Raw genomic sequence first — 19,361 nt, 5'->3', positions numbered from 1 at the left:
ACTTGACGCCGGTCCGCTGGATCTTGCCGGGCGAGAGTTTGATCGATCCGTCGTCGCTGTCGTCGCCCTCATAGACGGGGATGTAGTCCATCCCCATCGCATCCTTCTTCGGCGTCGGCGATGTGTCCGGCAGGCCCATGGGATTGCGGTAGTATTTGATCTTGCGCTCTCCGGAGGCGCCGGCCGCCGTTGTCGCCGGCGGCGGGGTTTCCGCCTGGTCATCGTCGAAGCGGATGTCGGCGCCTGCGGGCACCGCGCGGAAATCCCGGCCATCCGGGGTCTTTCTCGGCACCAGCGAGTACGACGGCTTGCCGTCCGGATCCTGGTAGTAGATCGGGGCGCCGCTCTCCTCGGCCGCAGCGGGACCGATCACGGCGGCGGTTCGCGCCGTCGGCCACTGCGGGCCGGCGAAGACGAACGCGATGCCCGCCGCCGCGATCAACGCGGCGGCCAGGCTTGCTGCGACGGAGTTCGTCACTTCTGCGCCGTGATGACGAGCTTGTTCTCGACGGTGCCGGTCTCGCCTTGGACCTTGGCTCCGAGCGAAAGCTGCCATCGCCCCGCCATGCCGAAGGTCGCCTTGAAGCGGTACGTGCCCGGCTCCGTCCCCGGCATGGGGGTGACCTTGGTCGCCATCTCCTGCATGCCGTCCGGAGCCATGTCCAAACGGCTGGCGAAGATCACCGCATCCGGCACCGGTTTGCCGGTTTTGGTGTTCACGAGCCGGACCGTGACGACCTTGTCGGGCCCGGCCTGGACCGATTGGTCGACGAGCTCGAACGTGTAGTCCTTGATGTCGGCCAATGCGGCCGTGCTTGCGCCGGCGATGGCCGCAGCGATCAACGCGGCCTGGACGGCGCGCGCGAAGGTAGACGTCTTCATGTTGTATCCTCGATGTCCTGAATTCGCCGCCAAGGCGGCGCGCGTCATCCGCGCGCGCGAGGCGCACGGACGCGATCGGCGTCAAGCGCCGTTCAGGCCGGGGTTCGAGGGGGTTGGTCGGGAGGTGGACGGGTCAAGCCGTCGCCGACGACGTCGTCGGCGACGGAGTGCGTGGTCCGGATCGCGTGCCGCAGCGGGAGGGCGGCGGCCTCGGAGGGGCCCGCCTGGGCCGTCTTCAGGACGCACATCGCAACCAGCGGGCAGTCCTGGCAGTCCTTGCTCTTCTGCTCATCGGGGCAACAGGGCATGTCGGTGGACACGGACATGTCGCTCATGCCGTCCGAGCGAGCTTGCGCGGCTGCCGCCGGCGCCGCCAAGGGCGCCAACGTCAAACTGGCGGTCACCAAGACCGCGAACGCAACTCTGAGCAGCCCTCGCAGATTCATAAACCGAGCATCCCACGAGCGGGGTCGCTTTGTAAGTCGGGCCCCTTCACATGTTCGCCACCCGGGACCCGCAGCGACATAGCTCAGCCGGCCCTTTTGGGCCCGCCCAGGAGCATTCCAGGCCTTGGCCGGCCCTGATATCGCATTTCGGCTCCAACGCGCTCCTGGCCGGCCCAGACCAGGCAGTCGCAGCACCCCAGCACCTCACGAACCATGCGGGCCTAAATCTCGGGCCGACCGGTGCAGGACTGGCGGATCGTCATTCAGCGGGCCTGATTGCTCAGGCCTGGGCTGCACGGGCCCACATCAGCGCCAGCGGCCCCGGCGAAATGCCGGCCGCAAGCACGATCCAGCAGCCACCTGCCGTGTTGGGGCCGGCCGGCAACCTAGTGGCCGAGGAGGCCGTGGGGTGCTGCGCGCCAAGCCAAAATCGCTGGAACAACATGAAGCATAAGACCTGAGCTGGTCGAGGTCGTCTCGCGACTATTGTGCCCGCCGATCAAGCCGAGCTTCAGTTCAGCCTTCGTCCGCAGCCGCGCGGAACAGGTGGACAAGCCGGAGCCTCTGCATTTCGGAATCCCTGACCCGTGCTAACCGCCAGGAACGAGCCGGCGGTCCGAAGGATTCGTCCCGGCAGGAGCAAGCTCGATGCTGATGACGAAGGAAAGACGGCCGGCGATCAGAACGCTGCGCGGATGGGCGCTCAGCGTGTTGCAGGAGGCGGACGCCATCCACGAATGCGAGGAGCATGGCTGGGCAAAGGACCGGGCCGACCCTCACGGCCGCGACCGCGCGTTGGACATCGCCAGGCAGGAGCCTCCAGACGGATTGTCTCCGGATCAGGCTGTCGCCGAGGTCCGCGGAGTGCTGGATTCGATCGGCGATACCTGCCCTGAATGCCCGCCCGACTGAACCGCACCAACAACCTACGGTCCGATGCCGCTGTCGACGATCAAGGGATCAGGGGTGCCGCCGTGGTGCCAAGATGCTCAGCGGCGGCACGCACCCGGCCAGCGTGCTTTCGCCGCCGGTCCGCGAACTCCGCTGCGTCGACCTGCGAACGCACCTTGTAGCCAGCCGCCGTCAAGCGGGCGCACACGCGCGGAACTGCGGCATCAGTGGTGTCGTCAGATTTTGCCTCAAGGCCGATCAGTCCATTCAGATCGTCGATGAGGCGCAATCCTTCGCTTCGGAGCAGGACGCCGGCGCTCGGCTCTCGCGGTCCTCGATCAGCAGTTCGAACATAAGCGCGAGGTCCAGCATGGCCCCGAGCGTTGCAGGCCAACCCGAGCCGACGCCAACCGATCGAAAGTAGATCAGGGATGGGTGGGAAGCATGGCTCTGCAGGACGGTGGCGCACCAGTCTCGTCCTTTGTAAAGCACGCGCCTGATCTCCTCCGGAGAGTCGAGGTCGGCGTAACGCTCCAGCAGTCCGAGAGCCGAGGGTGGCTGACCCGCCGCCGTCGTAAGTTTGAGAATTCCGGCATCGCGGCGGGAAATAACCCTCTTGTACCTGGAGGAGGTAAGTAACAGCCATTGTCAGGACCGAGAGGCCCGAAAGGCCGGCCAGGATGAGGGCCCAGCGGGCCGGGCCATGGGCCTCAATGCCGCTCAGTCCCACCGTGCACAATGCGCTTCCGACGATGAACAGTGCCTCCTGGAAATCGGCTGGCGGCGCGAACCAATCGCCCAGAGCATGCGCGACCAGGCCGAAGCCCAGCCACAGAAGGACCATCCAGATGAGGAAGGAGCCCATGAGGATCGCCGGCGCAAAGCTGGTGGAGACCCCGCTCTTGCCGCGGCGGGCCCACTTCCAAACCGGAAGCATGATGGCGAGCAGCCGCCGCGCCACGCGGAGCGCGCCTCGGCTCTCTCCGGGCACCACCACCGTGTCGAATACATCGCGAAGGGCGAGGACGACCAGGACAATTCCTGCGATGATCTCGACCGTCGGTATGATCATGGAACGCCGCCAGGCGGGATGTGCTCAAACTCATCACAACTGGGCGCGTGGAGGATCAGCAATCCCGCCCAACAGGCCAGAACCGAGGTCAGGATCGATCCTGCGGAGATCCTTCTGCGGCTATCTGCTGGTCGGACCAAATGCATCGGCGCATTTTCAGTTAACCAGCACCAACCGCACGGTGCCGTGGCCGTTCCTATGCGCAGCTGCTCGGAGCCACCCTGTGCTCGGCCAAAGCGCCCTCATCCGTGCTCAAGCTCTACTGGGTCGCTGACTTTATCTCAGATTGCAGTGGCGTCACCCGAGCACGAACTGAAGTCTTGATCAGATCCTGTGCAGGAGCTTCATCTCGGCCGCCAGCTGGAAACTTCGTTTTCCGGCCAGCGCCGTCGCCTCCCAAATCGCGCCGTTGGCCTCGCAGCTGCCCGAAAAGCCGATGCCCACCTCGTAACCGCCGAAGATCGCGTCGCGAGCCGCCGTGTGTTCCTGGTTGACGATTTCACCGCGCCAGCGGTTATCCGCAGAGGAGTAAGAACCGAGATAATAGAAGAAGGCGTCTCCGCCCAGCATGCGGCCGTCCTCTAGCAGCATCACACCGGTCAGTCCGCCGTCAATCCCATCGAGCGCGCGGATGCGCAGCCCGTAAAGGCCATTCGGGATGCCGCCGTCGCCGACCTTTCCGGGCGGCGGCAAAGACTCCTCATCCAAGCTGGTCATCACGGCATGCATCACTTGATCAGGGAGCCGGACCGGAGAGGCATCGAAGTGATAGGAATCGCCAACCGCACGGCCGCGCAGGATCAGCTCGTCATCGTCCGCACCGTAGAGCTGCCGCACCTCGGGATTGAGGGCATGGCGCTGTCCGGCTACCCGACCGACGATCACGCCGTCGATCTCTTGGTAGCTTCCGACGTGGGCGAAAGCCGAGTTTCCCCCCAGCATGCGGCCACCGCGCACATGCATGACGCTACGGTTCAGCACGGCACCGGCGCGATACTCGCATTTGTACAATCCGTCGAACAACACCCTGTCCCCGCTATGCGTAGCGTATTGTAGCCGGTCAGATGGTACGCGAAAAGGCGGCTCGGTGCCGCCTCGAGCCTCGCGTTGATCATGTCGTCCCGATGGGGCTCATCTTGCGAGGAGCGAATCCCCGAAGCAGGCAAGCAGGGCGGCCGGGCCGGGATATACCTGGACGCATCCAGCCTGCCTCAGCGAACTCTCGGTGAAGCCGCCGCACAGCACGCCGACGATCGCGATCTTCGCTTTGCTCGCAGCTTCCGCATCGTAGGGGGTGTCACCGATCGCCACCGCATGGTGGCCCTCGACCCCAAGCTTCTTCAGGACCGCTTCGAAGATGTCGGGAGCCGGCTTCGATTCCTCGACGTCGTCCGACGAGGTCGTCACGTCGACCAGGTCGCCGATGCCCGCGATCTCGAGATACTTGGAAAGTTCATCCTTCTTGGCGGAGGAGGCGACGGCAATCCGGGCGCCGGCATTCCTCACGCGCCGAAGCAGATCGGGGACTCCCGAAAACGGGCGCACCAGCGGCAGATACTCGGACCTGAACCGGTTGCCGCGCCATTCCTCCATTTCCTTGCCATGGTCCCGCTGCGCGTCTTCGGACAGGAAGTGCGGAATCAGCTTGTCGCCTCCCTTGCCTATCTGCCCCCGAGCCTGCTCGAAGCCGACATCGTGGCCGAACTTCACCATCGCTTCGTGCCAGGCGAGCGCATGGAGATCGACCGAGTCCAAAAGCGTTCCGTCGATGTCGAAGATTACAGCTTTGGGCAATTCAGGATCCTCCCGAGCGTGAGCGACCAAGCTTTGAGTACCATTCGGCGTAGGTCGTGTTCTTGGCCATGTGCCGGTTGAGATCGGGTGCGCCGTCTTCCCACCAAACGGGGCCTCTCTCACCGAGCTCCCGTTTGAACTCGTCCACGGCCTTGTGCGCGGCGGCCTCCGCCTTGAGGTCTGCGCTCCGCTTTGCGTCGCGGACCGCGCGACGGGCCTTCATCAGATGGCCGACGAGACTGGTCCGCTCCGCTTCACCGAGGCGGGGCCTGGCCATGCGCCACAACCTGCCACGGACGACGAAGTAGCGACCGTCGGGCGTCACCGGATACTTCACGTTACATCAGGCCGACTTGCGCCGCGCCCCTGATGCAGGCTTCTTCGCCACCGCTTCCTTCGCCGGCTTCTTACCGGCGATCGGCATCAGCATCTCCTTCTGAGCCGCCGCAGCTTTCTTCGTCTTCTTGGCAGGCTTTTTCGGAGCCTCGGTCTTGGCTGCTGCGGCGCCGACGCTCTTGCGTAGCGCGTCCATCAGATCGACAACGTTCTCGCCTTTCGGCCGATCCTTCGGCACGATCGGCTTGCCGGCCCGCTTCTGGTTGATGAGCTCGATCAGCGCGCTTTCATAATGGTCCTCGAACTTCTCCGGCTCGAAGCTGCCCGCTTTCTGGTTCACGATGTGCCTGGCGAGATCGAGCATGTCCTTGGTCACTTTGACGTCCTGGATCTCGTCGAGGTATTCGTGTTCGCTGCGCACTTCGTAAGGATAGCGCAGCAGCGTGCCGACAAGACCCTTGTCCATCGGCTCAAGGGCGATGATGTGTTCGCGGTTGGTCAGCACCACCCGCCCGATAGCGACCTTGTTCATCTCGCGGATGGTCTCCCGGATCACCGCAAAGGCGTCGTGTCCGACCTTGCCGTCGGGGCGGATGTAGTAGGGGCGGATCAGGTATCGCGGGTCAATATCGGTCTTGTCGACGAACTCGTCGATCTCGATGGTCCGTGTGGACTCCAGCGCGATCTCTTCGAGCTCTTCCTTGGAAACCTCGATGAACTGGTCTTTCTCGAGCTGGTAGCCCTTGACGATGTCCTCGTTGGGCACCTCGTCGCCGGTGTCGGCGTCGACCTTCAGGTACTTGATGCGATGGCCGGTCTGGCGGTTGAGCTGGTTGAACGAGATCTTCTCGCTCTCGGAAGTGGCCGGGTAGAGCGCCACCGGACAGGTGACGAGCGACAGGCGCAGGAAGCCTTTCCAGTTCGCGCGGGGGGCCATGGCTACGCAACACTCCAGGTACAGGGACTCGGCTCAAGACGAACGGCGCGACACAGTTCCGACACTGCCGCCGCCGTCCACGCATATCCGCGCCTGGCCGCCCGCCGAGGCGCCATGGCGCACGCCGCGCAGCCTTGACTCCTGCGAACAAAATGAGAACAAGCCTTTATGACCCCACCCGAACAATCCGAACCGGCCACCTTCGAGGTGGAGGTCGCCGCCGACCAAGCCATTGCCGCCTGCGGCGGAGATGCGCGGGAAGCTGTGAAAGCTCTGCTTGTCGCTAACGGTTTCCTGGAGGCACAGGTCGCTGAGCTATGGGCCTCGGTTTCCGCCGGCTACTCGCGCCGCCGGCTCGACGTCCCGCGCGATCGGAAGGATTGGTACGACTGAGATGGCCGAGGTCACCTACTACGTCGCCTTGCCCTTCGTGGCCGCCGACGATGGCATCGCCGCCGGCGAGGCGACGGAGTGCTTCTCGGCCAATGCCGCCGTGATGCGTGCTGAGGCGCTGTCTCGCAAGCCCGGCATCCTGGGCGCGGTCGCGTTCAGCCGTAGCGGCGATCCTGCGACCGGCGAGTTCGGAGACGCTACGTTGATCCGGAAGTTCGGCGAAGTCCCGGACGACCTGAGCGCTCTTTGAACAGCGCGACTGCGAAGATGTCAGCGTGAGCCTGTGGAGAAGCTATCTGCCGCTGAGCGACAGGCTGATGCGAGTGACGATCTTGTCCCAGTCGCGCTCTTCGTCGGCGGGATAGTTGATCAGGACGCAATGGACCAGCCGGCCGGAGAAGTTGCAGCGGTTGTACCAAACCTTGTCGCCCTTGTAGCTGGAGACCGCAAAGAACCGTGGCGTCACCCGCTTGTACTGAATGCGAGGAGGCGGATGCTTCTTTGCCAGAAAAGCAGCGGGAGAATCGTTCGCGACATTGGACGCGGCCTGGATCGTGAGGTCTGCGCGTCCGTCGGCGGTCCGAAAGCGTTGACCGTAACCGTCGGGTCGGCCCGCTGCCTCGGTAAAAATCGAGGACGGAAGGTCAACGGAGGTGCCGCTCTCGGGGATGTTGTATCTGGACCATCTGACGGGCTGGGCCGAAGCCGCCAACGTCGAGGTGGCAAGTGTCAATGCGAGAGCTGCCCACGTCGATTTCATCGCATTCCTCCGTCGATCACAGGAAAAAGCGGAGAAGGGCAACTACGTTCCAACACTCCTGATGCTGCCGATTGAAAAGCACGCGAGCTACTCGCCTTCCTCCGGATCATCGGGTTCAAGCCATCTTCGCGAGAACTCGGCCACGTTCCGGGCGATCCGGACACGAGACACGGAACGAATCAGCGTCACAACGTTGAATCGTTATGTGTGCTGTGGCGTTGCGTCAGTCTCGTTCGGGAGTTTCGCGTGTTCACGGCGCCATCAAAGCTGCTATTCCTGGTTACATCGAGCCGTGTGATCCCACGTTGCGTGAGAAGCCGCCGCGCGGCGAAGACTGGGTCTACGAGATCAAGGCCGACGGCTACCGCGCGCAGCTGCATCTGCGAGATGGTGACCCCAAGGTCTATTCGCGCACCGGCCTGGACTGGACCGAACAATTCTCCTCGATCGCGGCGAGCGCAGACAAGCTCAAGGCAAACAGTGCAATCATCGACGGCGAGGCCGTGGTGTACGGCAGTGGCGGCCTGCCGGACTTCCAGCAGCTCAGGCGGGAGCTCGGCTCCAAGCGCAGCGAGCGTGTGCGCTACCACGCCTTCGATCTCCTGTACCTGGACGGCTATGACTTGCGGGGCGTCGTGTATGAGGAACGCAAGCGCCTGCTGCAGCGGCTTCTGAAGGACGGACCGGAAACCTTCATTTACGTCGAGGCGCTTGCGGCCGATGGCAACGTGATCTTCGACAAGGGGTGCAAGCTCGGCCTCGAAGGCCTGGTCGCCAAGCGGCTCGGCGGACCTTACCGGTCCGGACGTCAGGAGAGCTGGATCAAGCTCAAGTGCAAGAAGAGCGAGACCTTACCGGTCGTCGCGTTCGTCGAGAAGCTGGGAGCGTACCCCCGTAAGGTAGCCTCGCTCTACGTCGGCCGGCGCCAGCATGGCAAGCTGCTCTACGCCGGCAAGGTGCGTACCGGCTACACCGAGACCACCGCGCGCGAATTGCGCGAGCGACTTGATCCGCTAATCCGCAACACCTCTCCGCTCGATGTGGCCGTCAAAAAGCCGAAGGCGACCTGGGTCGAGCCAACCCTCGCAGTCGAGGTCCAATACGGCGCTCTGACCGATGATGGCCTGCTCCGCGAAGCTGTGTTCAAGGGCTTTCGCGATGATCTTGCGGTGCGCAAGGTCAAGGCGCCGCGACTGGTGCCCTCGGTGGCCGGCCGGCCGAAGCTGGGCGTCCCCCGAGAGAACATCCTGCAGCTTCTGCCCGACGCCGTTGTGCCGTCGAAAGAAGAACTTGCCGACTACTGGCGCAGGGTGTGGAAGAAAGCCCTCCCGCATCTCGGCCATCGTCCGCTGAAGCTCGTGCGTCACGTGCACGGCACGACCTTCTATCACAAGGGGCCGTTGCCGAGGGAGATCCCGGCCGCCGTGCACCAGCTCCGTATTCAGAAGCGCGAGGGCGGCCAGGGAACGCGCCTGTGGGTCGACAGCCTGGATGGCTTCCTTGGTCTGGTCGGGATTGGGGCCATCGAACTGCACCCGTGGAATGCGACCGTCGAGGACTTCGAACATGCCGACCGCATCGTAATCGATCTCGATCCCGGAGAGGGCATCGAATGGGACGCCGTCGTGGAGACCGCGCTCGAACTGCGCGCGCTGATGAAACGAGAGGGCTTCGAGACCTGGCCCAAGCTCACCGGCGGCAAAGGAATTCATCTGATGGCGCCACTGGATCAGCCGGTGCTGCACGACAAGGCGCATCGGGTCGCGCATCAGTTGGTCGCCGCCCTCGCAGCGCGCCATCCAGACCGCTACCTGCTGTCCGCCCAGGCAAAGCGTCGCGATCGCATCTTCCTCGATTATCTGCGCAATGGCCGCGGCACCACCGCGATCGGCACCTATTCCCCGCGAGCCCGAGAGGGATTCCCCATCGCAGCGCCCGTGACCTGGAAGCGCATCGAGAGCGGGATCGCGCCGGACGCCTTCACCATCGACAGTCCGTTCCGCGCCAAACCAAGGAGGTGAGCGATATGTCGGACGCATTCGATCAATGGGTGGAATGGCGCTGCAAGCCTCTGGGCGACAGCCGCAGCATTCCCGCCGAACTCTATGCCGCGGTGACGTCGCTGCCTGAAGCCGATCGCTCGGACCGGCAGCGGGTGAACGAGGCGGTTCTCCGCCATGACACGGCTCGCCGCGAGGGCAGAACCGTATGGCTCTCGTCGATGTCTCGAACCACTGGCGCGGGAACCGTCACGATGGGGGATGCCGAGCAGAAGCACATGACGGATACGATGGCGGTCGGTTCGATGTCGCTGCTCGCCTCGCGTGTCGCCGTCAAGAAGGTGCGCGACGACGACATCAAGGAGTTCGCCGAATTCGAGGTCGCCGAGCAGGAGACCATCGCGGACGTGCTGATGTCGATGATGGACTCGAGCGAGGCGACAGGCAAATCGAATCCTCCCTCCGAATCCGAGGCTCGCCAGCACGTCCCGCAGGGCGAGCAGGCCACGCTGCAGAAGATGGAGCAAATGCAGGGCAAGGAGTTCGAGGCGGCCTATGTCCGCGCGCAGACCGAAGGTCATCAGAAATTGCTGCGCATTCAGGAGGACTATCTCGCCAGCGGCAAGGATCCAGCCCATATCAACGTGGCCAAGCTCGCGCGTGGGCAGATCAAGGAACATCTGCAATTGCTGGCGGATCTGCGCGAGGATGACGACGACAAGGACGCGACAACGGGTCGATCATCACGCGTCAAGAAGTAAGGCTCCTGAGCGCCACAGCTTCGGGCCAGGGCGGGACGCGGCGGAGCGGCTCGCCCGGCCTGGTTCGTGTCGACGCCGGCGTGCAAGCGCAGCACTTGCACCGGTTACTTCTGCGCTGCTCTGATACCTGTTGTAGCCGGCTCTGCTCCAGAAGCTCGATGAGCGCAAGCGGCGGTCTTCGCACCCTCGTCAGCTGATACTGCAGGCGAAGTGCCCCGACTGCGGGCGGGCTGGCCGCCCGCATTCCGTGGCTGGAGACGGAGGCCGCCCGATCATCCTCATGCCTGATGTGAACGGCCCCAGGCTTGCCGCGGAAGCGCGACGTCGCTGGCCCGTTCGAAGGTACTCCTCATGTCGGGCCACACGCGGGAAGCGGTCGTCCATACCGGGGTGGTTGAGCGCGGGGTGGAACTGATCGCAAAACCGTTCACGATCAATGAACTGACGGCTCGGGCCCGCCACGTGCTCGACAAAAGGGTGTGACATGGGATGCTGAGAGCAGTAGCTTTCAAGGACCCACTCGTGAGCCACCTTACAACGAATAGCCAATTGACCGCGGCCATCGAAACAAGGGAACGCTGCAAGCCGTTTCTCGCTGCCCTCGAGGGTTCCCGACGGTTTCGACTTGCCGGGTTAAGTGAAGCTTCTTTCAAGGTCATGTCTTTCGGAAATGAGAGATGCGCGAGGATGCAGCTGAGCAATTCCCAAGACGCCGCCGAAAGATCGATCATTCTTCTTGTCGTGGATGAAGATCTTCTCCGCGAGTGCTTGAGGAGGCCTTGATGGAGGCGGGTTACGGCGTCGTAAGCGCCGCATCCGGCGAGGAGGCCGCCGATCTGCTCGGTGGGGCGCCGCTACCGCGAGCTCTCATCACCGACATCAATCTTGGCCGCACCAGGATGGACGGCTGGACGCTCGCCCGTCTCGCAGGCCAGCATGATCCGGGCTGCGGGATCCTCTACGTCTCTGGCGATAGCGCCCATCGGTGGACCTCGAACGGCGTAGCGCGCAGCGTTATGCTGTCCAAGCCCTTCGCGCCGGCGCAGTTGGTCGAGGCCTTGTCGGATCTCCTGATCGGGAAGTCCTAATCACCTGCCGGCTTCAAAAGGTTCCCGTCAAGTTGACCCTGGGCTTGTCCAAAGAATGATAATCGCCTGAAGCGAAGGAGAATAGGGTGTCAGTCGAATTCCGCAACAACGTGCAGGTCCGTGGCCGCGGCGAGCGTGCCATGATGTTCGCCCATGGTTTCGGATGCGATCAGAACATGTGGCGCTTCGTGGCGCCGGCCTTCGAGGCGGAATTCAGCACGGTGCTGTTCGACCACGTCGGAGCCGGCCGGTCGGACCTCAGTGCTTACGACCGCCGGAAGTATTCCACATTGTCCGGCTATGCGGAGGACGTCGTGGAGATCGGCCACGCGCTCGGGCTCAACGGCGCGGTCTTCATCGGGCATTCGGTCAGCGCGATGATCGGAGTGCTTGCTGCGATCAAGGATCCGGAACTGTTCGATAGCCTCGTGCTGGTGGGGCCCTCGGCGCGGTACATCGACGACGGCGACTATGTCGGCGGCTTCAGCGCCCAGCAGATCGAGGAGCTTCTTTCGTTTCTGGAGGAGAACCACATGGGGTGGTCGGCGCAGATGGCGCCTGCCATCATGGGCAACCCCGACCGTCCTGAACTTGGCGAGGAATTAACCAACAGCTTCTGCCGTACTGACCCCGCCATCGCCAAGGAATTTGCCCGGGTCACCTTCCTCTCCGACAACCGCGCCGACTTGGCCAAGGTCAAAGCGCGCACACTGATCCTCCAGTGCAGCGAAGACATTATCGCCGGACAACAGGTGGGTGCGTACGTCCAGCGCAACATTTCGAACAGCAAAATGGTCGTGCTGAAGGCGACCGGCCACTGTCCCAATCTGAGCGCGCCCGAAGAAGTCGTCGCCGCAATTCGAGATTTCGTCTGAGTGAACAACAATCATCCTGCCGACAGCGATTTCGAAGACCTCTACGAAAACGCACCCTGCGGCTACCTCTCCGTTCGTCCTGACGGCCGCATCGACCGGGCCAATCGGACCCTTGCGGACTGGATGGGCTACCCACCCGATGACCTTCCCGGGATGCGGCTGAGCGACTTGCTCAACAACGCGGGACGCATATTCCTCGAGACCCATGTCGCGCCGCTGCTTCGGATGCAGGGCTTCTTCGATGAATTCGCGCTCGATCTCCTCACGAAGACCGGGGCTCGGCTGCCGGCCATCGCCAACGCCCGCGAGCGGCGGACCGACACGGACGCGCTTCTGTTCACCCGCCTGACGATCATGCGCGCGGCGGACCGGCGCCGCTATGAGCGCGGGCTGATCGACGCGCGCAAGGAAAGCGACGAGCTCAAGACGGCGCTGGAGGAGCGCCTTCAGCAGGAGCGTGCAAACGCAGAACTGCGCGAGCAGTTCATCGCTGTGCTTGGTCACGACCTGCGCAATCCCCTCGCATCGATTGCGGCCGGCGCACGGCTGATGCTCAAGGCCAAGACTTCGGAAGACGCGCTTCGCCTCGAGTCCATGATGCAGAGCAGCGTGGGCCGGATGGCCAAGATGATCGAGAGCGTCATGGACCTGGCGCGAGGCCGCCTTGGCGGAGGCATCACGCTCTCCAAGGCTATGACCGCAATTGAGCCCGTGCTCGATCAGGTCGTGGCGGAGTTGGCCACCGCCCATCCGGATCGCGGCATCGAAACCATATTCGAGGTTGAGTCACCCGTCTTTTGCGATCCGGCCCGCATCGCCCAGTTGTTCTCAAACCTTCTCGGCAACGCGATTAGCCACGGCGCGCCTGACCGCCCCGTGCGGGTCGAGGCGAGCGCCAAAGCAGAGCTGTTCGAACTCTCAGTCGCCAACGCAGGCGCGGCCATTTCGGAAGACGCGCGCAAGCGCCTGTTTCAGCCATTCTACCGCGGAGAGGCGCACGGGCCTTCGCAGGGACTTGGGCTGGGTCTCTATATCGCAGCCGAAATCGCCAAGGCGCACGGTGGCACGATCGAAGTGGATTCGTCCGAGACCGAGACCAGGTTCATGTTCCGGATGCCACTCGAAGGCGACGGATCGCTGCGGCCCAGTCCCAGCACGCGAGTTCGGGGACATGCCGGTTGATCTGAGCGCGGGCGAGGTCCGCCTACCCAGCGAGCGAATGCTCGAGGAAGAAGCGCAGCATTTCCCTCGTCGCATCCGGCCCCTGAGCATCGGTATAGGACCCTGCGGGACTGCCGCCCGACCACGCGTGTCCGGCGCCGTCGACGTTCCAGTGTTCGGAGATCGCCCGACCGCCCCCGTCGATCAGAACGGTGCGAGTATAGCCATGGCCGTCGGGTACGCGTCCGCGAAGCACCTTGCTCGTCGGTCTCGTCGCTCCGGCCGACTGCTCGATGATCTGATCGCCATTCTTTGGATGGACCGTCGTGTCGCGATCGCCATGGAAAACGATGGTCGGCACAGAAGTTTTGCCGTTGGTAATTGCCTTGGACTCGCCTCCCTGCCGCATGGCGGCGAACGCAGAGGGAAGATCGCTCGCGGCGCCGCACGCCAAGCCCGAATGAACACCGACGGCAGCGTAAAGGTCGGGATACGTCGCGCCCATGATGGCGGCGGCGGCCCCGCCGGCCGACAAGCCTGCGACGTAGACGCGCTTCGGATCGATCGCATGGTCCCGCATGACCTGGCGGGTGATGCCGGCGATCATAGACGGCTCGCCTCCGCCGCGGCGCTGGTCGCCCGTCCGAAACCAGTTCCAGCACTTCGACTGATTGGCTCCGCTCGGCTGCTCGGGATAGACGACGAAGCAATTCCGCTCCTCTGCCATGAAGTTCATCCGGGTGCCGGCGGCGAAATCGTCCGGCGACTGGGTGCAACCATGGAGCATGACGATCAGGGGGAGCTGTTTTCCCTGAGAGCGGCTCGGGATGAACAGCTTGTAAGTCCGGCTTCCCGCTGCGTTGCTGAAGGTACCGGCGATGAACTGGGTGTTCTCGGGCATGATATCCGACGTTGACGGCGGAGCGCGACCGATCGGACCTTCCAGGCCGAACCCAGAAAACTTCCTCGTGCCATCGAGCGACGCGGTGCGTTTGCGTCCTTGAACAGGGCGAGGCTGCGTCGGCCGGCTTTCCCCCCTCTCAACGACGTCGGCCTTGGCATCGATGGTTGGCGGCTCGAGCCGCGCGAGCGGAGCCTGAGCGTCGCTGCGAGACGTCGGTACTGGGCTGCTGCCGCCCTGAAGCATGCGCTGCAGGAGTGCGGTGGCTTCGACCAGTTGGCCGGCACGGGTGAGGCGCGTGGCTTCGCGGACCATGTCTTGATTCAGCATCGTTCACCTCGTTCTGTCGGCGAGAGCGGCCTTGACCGCGGGAGTGGCGTGAAGCGCCCCAAGCACCGACACCGACACGATGGTGGCGCGGGCCAACTCGGGAGTGACGTCCTGCGCGATGGTGGCCAAGCCCAAGACGTTGATCTGCAGCATCTCGCCGGCGCGCCGCGCCGCTTCGAGATCTTCGCGGGTGTAACTGCGCAGACCGAGGTCCAGGCTCTTCCGGGCCGTGGAGTGCCTCACGACGTCTGCATGACGTTCGAGCTGGTTCCGGATGGCGGTCCGAATGAAATCGGTCCGATTGGAATAGAACCCCTCCTGCACCATGAGATCGACGTGACCGAGATCGACATAGCCAAGGTTGATCGTGATCTTCTCGGTGTCGGAAGTTTTGGGTCGCAGCTCGCGCAGATTCTCGGCCATGCAACATCCTTTCACCATCCAGTTGGATGGCCGGTGGATGCTAAATGGATGCTTTGTGGCGTAGTTCAAGGGGGGCGGCTGGCCTCTGGACTGTTGGCGCTACGTAAACAGAGTCGTCGAGGGGGTCATTTCACGCGGTCGACGAATTCCACCGGCGTGCCCTTGGAGAGGCGTTCCGCGACACGCTCGGCATCCCAATTCGTGAGCCGGACGCAGCCGTGCGATTCCGACTTGGAAACTTTTCCCGGGAACGGCGTGCCGTGGATCCCGTAACCGTCGCCGGAGAGATTGATCCACATCGAGCCGACCGGATTGTTCGGGCCCGGCCTGATGGTGAACGGCTTGCGGGAGTGAACGCCCTTGAGATGGTAAGCCGGATTGTAGCGGTAGGTCGGATTGCGATCGATCTCCGTCACCTTCAAGGTGCCGGAGGGGGATGGTTTCTCCTCACTGCCGATCGTCGCGGGGTGGAATCCTATCAGCGCGTTCGACTTGTCGAACAGCTTGACCGTCTGCCGGCTCTTGTTGACTTCGACCTTGGCCGCCTTCTCTGAAGTCTGCTCGGCTCCGGAGTCGATCACGACGATGGCCTCGCCGGCGCGGTCGAAGTGCCTTCCCGGATTCAGGGCGGACAGCAGATCCTCGCTCATGTGAAACTTCTCGGCCAAGCCTTCGCGCGGGCTGCCGTAGGACAGCTTCGGAATGTCCTTCACGTCCTCCATCTTCGCAGGCAACTTCTTGAGAAACGGCTCCCGCGGTGGTGTAGTTCATCGTCACCCGGCGGCCGTCCGCAGCAAGCTTTCCCCAAACACCGGCGTTGAGGTCTCGGAGACCGGCAATTGCTGCGCCTCTTCGAAGGCCCGCAGTGCTTCTTCGCGTTCTCCCCGAACCTTCTGTCGATCTCGCCTGGCGAGAAGTGCGCCCGCTCCAGCAGGACCCGCAACCGGACCCCCGCCGGGGTCGGCTTCTCGTTGGACAGGGTCTTCGTCGAGGGCTCGGCCGCGTCGATCGCGGCCGGCTTCATTTCGGCGGCAAGCGCCGAACTCGTGACGCCCGCCAGCACAAGGCCGATGAAAATGCATCCGGAGGACGCATGCAGCCTGCCTTGCGGTGGCGCCGGTGGATCCGGTTTGAGCCGCTGTCGAGTTCCAAGAGAGGGTACAGATGTTCGGCTGCGTTGGTGACTGGCTACCGCTACGCTGCGACGATTTCGCGCAGAGCGGTCCCAAGGTCAGCCGCGGTGTAGGGTTTGGGCATGAACCGCCCGCCACTTGGCAGTTCCTCTACGGCAAACCGGGCCTTCCCCGATGTGGTGAGGATTTTGACCGGTGGCCAGCGGCGGCGAACGTAATACGCCAACTTCAAACCATCCATCGAGCCGGGCATGTGAACGTCGGAAAACACAACGTGGACGTCCGAGCGCTTTTCCAAAATGGCGATTGCTTGGTCAGCGTGCCGCGCTTCGATGACCTCGAAGCCTAACTCGGTAATTACCTCAGCAGCCATCATCATCAACAATGGCTCATCTTCAACGACAAGCACCACGAGCCGTGACTGCATGACCCCTCCCATGGCGTGAGCCTCTAAAGGGCTCCAATCACCGGGATGCCTGCAATGATGCGATGATGCATGCTAACCGCTTGATGATGGAAGGGTTCCGTCGGCCCCCGAATATAGACCAACCTTGGATCTATTGAAGTTTGTCGGATATTGTCGTCCAAGTACCGTTCGCCGGAGTGACATGGAATGAATGCTTCAAGCGGGGCCGATCAGCGCATGCGAGAAGTTGAGAACGAAAACGACGTGCTTCGCGAGCTCCTTTTGAAGGCAGGCGTTGAAGCCAACGCCCACGTGGCTGCCGCAAAACTACAAACCGTTCTTATCGGGGAACTCCACCATCGCGTAAAGAACATGCTCGCGATTGCATCCGCGATTGCGGCTCAAAGCCTACGCGATGCTTCATCTATTGACGCGGCGGCCAAGACCATCGCCGAGCGGATGAGCGCGCTCGGCGTATCTCATGATCTCTTGATCCAAGAAAGCTGGACCGGGGCGGGTTGCCGAACGCTGATCGAGAACGCGATCAAAGCATTTCAGACCAAAGGCTTCGAGCAATTCACTATTGAGGGGAACAACGTCGCCGTGTCTTCAGGACCTGCGGTCGCGTTGTCTATGATAATTCACGAGCTAAGCACCAATGCGTTGAAATATGGCGCGCTCTCAGTTGCTGAGGGACGGGTCGCCATCACTTGGTCGATTGACGCGGAAAACCAACGCTTTCATCTCGAATGGCGCGAACGCGGTGGACCGCCGGTTGTCGAACCAGCCAAAAAGAATTTTGGTAGCCGTTTCATTCAGACGGCTTTGCCCGGTCAGCTTAAAGGCGAAGCTCGATTGCTGTTCGAGTCGACCGGAGTCGTTTGCGACATCAACATTCCCCTAAGCTCCCTTCAAGAAACCATTATTGCGGTAGTCGACTAGAGCGTGGTTGGACCGCTCGACTCGTCCCCAAACGCTCGCAGCGAAACAGCGCCGGTGAAGTCGCCCAGCATCCGGTTGCCCGTGGCGCTGAAAGCAGCCGCTCCGATCATGCCTTCCCCACGGCGCGCATCCACAGGTCAAGCGAACACGGAGCTGGCACCCAAAGCCTGCATCGTCTTGCCGCGCGGTGCCCATTGTCGCACACGGCGGCCATCCTGCTGGACCATCAAGCAACACGAGTTCAGTTCGGTACGGCGGACGTAACAGCCCCGCGATCGGCCAGAACGGCGGCGCGTCTTCATGCGGGCAGGACGACACCGGTTATGGTGGGCTCGCTGCCCGGCCTGACATCGGCGCCGAGGAGATCAAGTCCGGTGTCCCCTGGAAGCAACCGGCGGATAGGCCGCGTGTGTGTCGGCCTCCAGCTGCTCTATAGCCCGATGCCAGTATTCTTCGGCTCGCCCCTCTTGGCGCCCCTCGAGTGCCCAAAGATGGTAGGCCCGCTCTCGGATGCGCCGCTCTTGATCGGAATCAGTGCTGGAATCGGACATGTCTTCAAACTCGGATATCGCGACGGCCGTTGCCGATGGAGATCTTACCGTTCAGGCTGTGTTGGCAGTCCTTTACTCCTCAATCACCATCTCGACCAGCTTCGCTATCTTGGCACGCGTCAGATCACCGGAGTTAGAAATGTAGGGCTCAACCTCAGGGGTAAAAACGAAAGGGATACCCTTCTTAGTTCCGCTGTCACCGATGCGAGTTACGACGATGTTGCCGAATGCAGTTGAGATGCTGGTCGGAGGACCATTGCCGATTGTGAAAGAAACCCCGACTGGACGGTGGTCGTTGCGCTCAATCTGCGGAGCGAAGGAGAACTGCTCTTCCCCGAAATGATGCTTCAGCTCCTCCAGAAAAGGTATGACTTCGCGCTCCATCGCCTGCTTGCAGTGCTCGATATCGGCGGTCCGCTTGTCCTTGTTTTCTGCGGCGATGATCGCCTGCCTCTCTTTTTCGGCGACCGCTGCGGATAATTTCTGTCGGAATTTTTCAGCCAGCTGCTCGGCGTTCATTCTTGTTCCAATCGAGCTCGTCCCTGATCCATGTGTTTCATAGGACTACGGCTTATCGGCGGCACCAGCGGATCCGGACGCATCGGAGCTGGTAGGGATGCCGCTCGGCTGCTACGTGATTAGCTAGTCCTGCGAACGGGTGTGCCCGTGTCTATTTGTATGAGGCGGCAAATCAAAGTGTTGAGGAGACGAACGCGCTGCCCGTTGGTTTGGCGTCGTCGGGGTTTGCGGCTTCCGATCCACGCGGCTGATTGCGATGGGGGAACCAAGAGGGGGCAGGAGAGTTGTTGAGTGTCATCGCTCAGGCAGTTGGTACGGTGCGTTCTGGCCATCGTGTATGGCCATCGTCTCTGCGAAGATGCTACCCAAACAGGCTATCCTCAAGGATTTTGGTGCCGCTACACTACAGAGCCGGTCGAACTCAGTGCCCGCGCTCTGGGATGCTCATACGCCAAGGTTCTCGAATATCTCCCTGCTGAAAGGCGTTTGATCGTGCGTGCCGGGATCGGCTGGCCGGCTGGGACTGTAGATCATGTGACTCTCGGTGCCGATATTGGATCGCCCGGCGCCTTTGCCTATCAGACAGGTCAATCGGGGATGTCCAACCATTTGGAGCAAGTGATTCGTCTTCCGAACGCCGAAACTTCTCGCCGAACATGGGATCAAGCGCGCGATAAACGTGCTTATCCGGCGGGGTGGCGAGGGCGACATTTATCCCGAAGCCGTACCAGCCCGAGCAGATTGTCGACCCGATCCGTGA

Annotated in this window: 24 protein-coding genes and 1 pseudogene; 11 read left to right on the top strand and 14 right to left on the bottom strand. The window is 62.6% G+C overall.

What is annotated here, in order from left to right; genetic code table 11:
* The 3 genes and pseudogenes from IVB50_RS08530 to IVB50_RS08520 form a co-directional block, all read right to left on the bottom strand.
* A pseudogene (locus IVB50_RS08530) lies at positions 1-478 on the bottom strand (efflux transporter periplasmic adaptor subunit); the annotation flags it as partial.
* Positions 475-882 carry a FixH family protein gene (locus tag IVB50_RS08525; RefSeq protein ID WP_247295453.1) on the bottom strand — a complete coding sequence of 136 codons (408 nt, stop codon included), beginning with the start codon at positions 880-882 and terminating at the stop codon, positions 475-477. The gene IVB50_RS08525 and the pseudogene IVB50_RS08530, both read right to left, overlap by 4 nt.
* A 92-nt stretch (positions 883-974) precedes the next feature.
* Entirely contained in the window at positions 975-1,328 is a 354-nt protein-coding gene (locus IVB50_RS08520; protein WP_247295451.1) for a hypothetical protein, read from the bottom strand.
* Between the two features lie 648 nt (positions 1,329-1,976).
* On the opposite strand from IVB50_RS08520, the gene IVB50_RS08515 reads away from it, so the two are divergent.
* Entirely contained in the window at positions 1,977-2,240 is a 264-nt protein-coding gene (locus IVB50_RS08515; protein WP_247295449.1) for a hypothetical protein, read from the top strand.
* A 40-nt stretch (positions 2,241-2,280) separates the two neighbouring features.
* On the opposite strand, the gene IVB50_RS08510 is transcribed toward IVB50_RS08515, so the two are convergent.
* The 5 genes from IVB50_RS08510 to IVB50_RS08490 form a co-directional block, all read right to left on the bottom strand.
* Positions 2,281-3,291, bottom strand: coding sequence for an ion channel (locus tag IVB50_RS08510; RefSeq protein WP_247295448.1), 1,011 nt, complete (start codon positions 3,289-3,291; stop codon positions 2,281-2,283).
* 324 nt (positions 3,292-3,615) lie between these two features.
* Positions 3,616-4,314: a GrlR family regulatory protein gene (locus IVB50_RS08505; RefSeq protein ID WP_247295446.1), complete on the bottom strand. Its 699-nt coding sequence runs from the start codon at positions 4,312-4,314 to the stop codon at positions 3,616-3,618.
* A gap of 108 nt (positions 4,315-4,422) precedes the next feature.
* Positions 4,423-5,085, bottom strand: a complete 663-nt coding sequence (locus tag IVB50_RS08500; RefSeq protein ID WP_247295443.1) for an HAD family hydrolase — start codon at positions 5,083-5,085, stop codon at positions 4,423-4,425.
* A 1-nt stretch (position 5,086) separates the two neighbouring features.
* Entirely contained in the window at positions 5,087-5,422 is a 336-nt protein-coding gene (locus IVB50_RS08495; RefSeq protein ID WP_247295442.1) for a hypothetical protein, read from the bottom strand.
* A gap of 6 nt (positions 5,423-5,428) precedes the next feature.
* On the bottom strand, positions 5,429-6,358 hold the full coding sequence (locus IVB50_RS08490; RefSeq protein ID WP_247295440.1) for a Ku protein: 930 nt from the start codon (positions 6,356-6,358) through the stop codon (positions 5,429-5,431).
* Positions 6,359-6,526: 168 nt separating this feature from the next.
* Between IVB50_RS08490 and IVB50_RS08485 the strand changes: the two genes are divergently transcribed.
* Positions 6,527-6,751, top strand: coding sequence for a hypothetical protein (locus tag IVB50_RS08485; RefSeq protein WP_247295438.1), 225 nt, complete (start codon positions 6,527-6,529; stop codon positions 6,749-6,751).
* Position 6,752: 1 nt separating this feature from the next.
* The gene (locus IVB50_RS08480; RefSeq protein WP_247295436.1) at positions 6,753-7,001 is read left to right on the top strand and encodes a hypothetical protein; all 249 of its coding nucleotides are present in this window, start codon (positions 6,753-6,755) and stop codon (positions 6,999-7,001) included.
* 42 nt (positions 7,002-7,043) lie between these two features.
* Here the strand turns inward: IVB50_RS08480 and IVB50_RS08475 are convergent, their stop codons facing one another.
* Entirely contained in the window at positions 7,044-7,511 is a 468-nt protein-coding gene (locus tag IVB50_RS08475; protein ID WP_247295434.1) for a hypothetical protein, read from the bottom strand.
* A gap of 203 nt (positions 7,512-7,714) precedes the next feature.
* On the opposite strand from IVB50_RS08475, the gene ligD reads away from it, so the two are divergent.
* The 6 genes from ligD to IVB50_RS08450 all read left to right on the top strand — a co-directional run bounded on the left by ligD (position 7,715) and on the right by IVB50_RS08450 (position 13,417).
* Entirely contained in the window at positions 7,715-9,532 is a 1,818-nt protein-coding gene (ligD, locus tag IVB50_RS08470; RefSeq protein WP_247295431.1) for a DNA ligase D, read from the top strand.
* Between the two features lie 5 nt (positions 9,533-9,537).
* The gene (locus tag IVB50_RS08465) at positions 9,538-10,272 is read left to right on the top strand and encodes a DUF4142 domain-containing protein (RefSeq protein WP_247295428.1); all 735 of its coding nucleotides are present in this window, start codon (positions 9,538-9,540) and stop codon (positions 10,270-10,272) included.
* 351 nt (positions 10,273-10,623) lie between these two features.
* Positions 10,624-10,755, top strand: a complete 132-nt coding sequence (locus IVB50_RS42390) for a hypothetical protein (RefSeq protein WP_256464931.1) — start codon at positions 10,624-10,626, stop codon at positions 10,753-10,755.
* Between the two features lie 299 nt (positions 10,756-11,054).
* Positions 11,055-11,360, top strand: a complete 306-nt coding sequence (locus tag IVB50_RS08460; protein ID WP_247295426.1) for a response regulator — start codon at positions 11,055-11,057, stop codon at positions 11,358-11,360.
* Positions 11,361-11,446: 86 nt separating this feature from the next.
* The gene (locus tag IVB50_RS08455) at positions 11,447-12,235 is read left to right on the top strand and encodes an alpha/beta hydrolase (RefSeq protein ID WP_247295425.1); all 789 of its coding nucleotides are present in this window, start codon (positions 11,447-11,449) and stop codon (positions 12,233-12,235) included.
* Positions 12,236-13,417 (top strand): PAS domain-containing sensor histidine kinase, encoded by a 1,182-nt coding sequence (locus tag IVB50_RS08450; RefSeq protein WP_247295424.1) that lies wholly within the window; start codon positions 12,236-12,238, stop codon positions 13,415-13,417.
* Positions 13,418-13,439: 22 nt separating this feature from the next.
* Here IVB50_RS08450 and IVB50_RS08445 read toward each other — a convergent pair whose 3' ends face one another.
* The 3 genes from IVB50_RS08445 to IVB50_RS08435 form a co-directional block, all read right to left on the bottom strand.
* Entirely contained in the window at positions 13,440-14,627 is a 1,188-nt protein-coding gene (locus IVB50_RS08445; RefSeq protein ID WP_247295423.1) for a PHB depolymerase family esterase, read from the bottom strand.
* A gap of 3 nt (positions 14,628-14,630) precedes the next feature.
* On the bottom strand, positions 14,631-15,050 hold the full coding sequence (locus IVB50_RS08440; RefSeq protein WP_247295420.1) for a CopG family transcriptional regulator: 420 nt from the start codon (positions 15,048-15,050) through the stop codon (positions 14,631-14,633).
* Between the two features lie 125 nt (positions 15,051-15,175).
* Positions 15,176-15,763 (bottom strand): L,D-transpeptidase, encoded by a 588-nt coding sequence (locus IVB50_RS08435; RefSeq protein ID WP_346770954.1) that lies wholly within the window; start codon positions 15,761-15,763, stop codon positions 15,176-15,178.
* A gap of 126 nt (positions 15,764-15,889) precedes the next feature.
* On the opposite strand from IVB50_RS08435, the gene IVB50_RS42655 reads away from it, so the two are divergent.
* Positions 15,890-16,234: a hypothetical protein gene (locus IVB50_RS42655; RefSeq protein WP_346283330.1), complete on the top strand. Its 345-nt coding sequence runs from the start codon at positions 15,890-15,892 to the stop codon at positions 16,232-16,234.
* 10 nt (positions 16,235-16,244) lie between these two features.
* Here the strand turns inward: IVB50_RS42655 and IVB50_RS08430 are convergent, their stop codons facing one another.
* Positions 16,245-16,610, bottom strand: a complete 366-nt coding sequence (locus tag IVB50_RS08430) for a response regulator (RefSeq protein WP_247295418.1) — start codon at positions 16,608-16,610, stop codon at positions 16,245-16,247.
* A gap of 186 nt (positions 16,611-16,796) precedes the next feature.
* Between IVB50_RS08430 and IVB50_RS08425 the strand changes: the two genes are divergently transcribed.
* Positions 16,797-17,531 carry a sensor histidine kinase gene (locus IVB50_RS08425; protein WP_018455627.1) on the top strand — a complete coding sequence of 245 codons (735 nt, stop codon included), beginning with the start codon at positions 16,797-16,799 and terminating at the stop codon, positions 17,529-17,531.
* A gap of 623 nt (positions 17,532-18,154) precedes the next feature.
* On the opposite strand, the gene IVB50_RS08420 is transcribed toward IVB50_RS08425, so the two are convergent.
* Entirely contained in the window at positions 18,155-18,601 is a 447-nt protein-coding gene (locus IVB50_RS08420; protein WP_247295415.1) for a hypothetical protein, read from the bottom strand.
* Between the last annotated feature and the right edge of the window lie 760 nt (positions 18,602-19,361).

This window comes from Bradyrhizobium sp. 87 (assembly GCF_023073015.1).
In the GTDB taxonomy this organism is placed as follows: Bacteria; Pseudomonadota; Alphaproteobacteria; order Rhizobiales; family Xanthobacteraceae; genus Bradyrhizobium; species Bradyrhizobium canariense_D.
This window is presented reverse-complemented; position numbering and strand designations above follow the sequence as displayed.

What these genes read in the sequence shown, in the direction of transcription:
- IVB50_RS08445 (WP_247295423.1), bottom strand. Translation starts at nt 14,627, where the DNA reads ATGCTGAATCAAGACATGGTCCGCGAAGCCACGCGCCTCACCCGTGCC.
- IVB50_RS08525 (WP_247295453.1), bottom strand. Translation starts at nt 882, where the DNA reads ATGAAGACGTCTACCTTCGCGCGCGCCGTCCAGGCCGCGTTGATCGCT.
- IVB50_RS08490 (WP_247295440.1), bottom strand. Translation starts at nt 6,358, where the DNA reads ATGGCCCCCCGCGCGAACTGGAAAGGCTTCCTGCGCCTGTCGCTCGTC.
- IVB50_RS08515 (WP_247295449.1), top strand. Translation starts at nt 1,977, where the DNA reads ATGCTGATGACGAAGGAAAGACGGCCGGCGATCAGAACGCTGCGCGGA.
- IVB50_RS08460 (WP_247295426.1), top strand. Translation starts at nt 11,055, where the DNA reads ATGGAGGCGGGTTACGGCGTCGTAAGCGCCGCATCCGGCGAGGAGGCC.
- IVB50_RS08465 (WP_247295428.1), top strand. Translation starts at nt 9,538, where the DNA reads ATGTCGGACGCATTCGATCAATGGGTGGAATGGCGCTGCAAGCCTCTG.
- IVB50_RS08485 (WP_247295438.1), top strand. Translation starts at nt 6,527, where the DNA reads ATGACCCCACCCGAACAATCCGAACCGGCCACCTTCGAGGTGGAGGTC.
- ligD (WP_247295431.1), top strand. Translation starts at nt 7,715, where the DNA reads ATGTGTGCTGTGGCGTTGCGTCAGTCTCGTTCGGGAGTTTCGCGTGTT.
- IVB50_RS08440 (WP_247295420.1), bottom strand. Translation starts at nt 15,050, where the DNA reads ATGGCCGAGAATCTGCGCGAGCTGCGACCCAAAACTTCCGACACCGAG.
- IVB50_RS42390 (WP_256464931.1), top strand. Translation starts at nt 10,624, where the DNA reads ATGTCGGGCCACACGCGGGAAGCGGTCGTCCATACCGGGGTGGTTGAG.
- IVB50_RS08480 (WP_247295436.1), top strand. Translation starts at nt 6,753, where the DNA reads ATGGCCGAGGTCACCTACTACGTCGCCTTGCCCTTCGTGGCCGCCGAC.
- IVB50_RS08420 (WP_247295415.1), bottom strand. Translation starts at nt 18,601, where the DNA reads ATGAACGCCGAGCAGCTGGCTGAAAAATTCCGACAGAAATTATCCGCA.
- IVB50_RS08475 (WP_247295434.1), bottom strand. Translation starts at nt 7,511, where the DNA reads ATGAAATCGACGTGGGCAGCTCTCGCATTGACACTTGCCACCTCGACG.
- IVB50_RS08520 (WP_247295451.1), bottom strand. Translation starts at nt 1,328, where the DNA reads ATGAATCTGCGAGGGCTGCTCAGAGTTGCGTTCGCGGTCTTGGTGACC.
- IVB50_RS08425 (WP_018455627.1), top strand. Translation starts at nt 16,797, where the DNA reads ATGAATGCTTCAAGCGGGGCCGATCAGCGCATGCGAGAAGTTGAGAAC.
- IVB50_RS08430 (WP_247295418.1), bottom strand. Translation starts at nt 16,610, where the DNA reads ATGCAGTCACGGCTCGTGGTGCTTGTCGTTGAAGATGAGCCATTGTTG.
- IVB50_RS08510 (WP_247295448.1), bottom strand. Translation starts at nt 3,291, where the DNA reads ATGATCATACCGACGGTCGAGATCATCGCAGGAATTGTCCTGGTCGTC.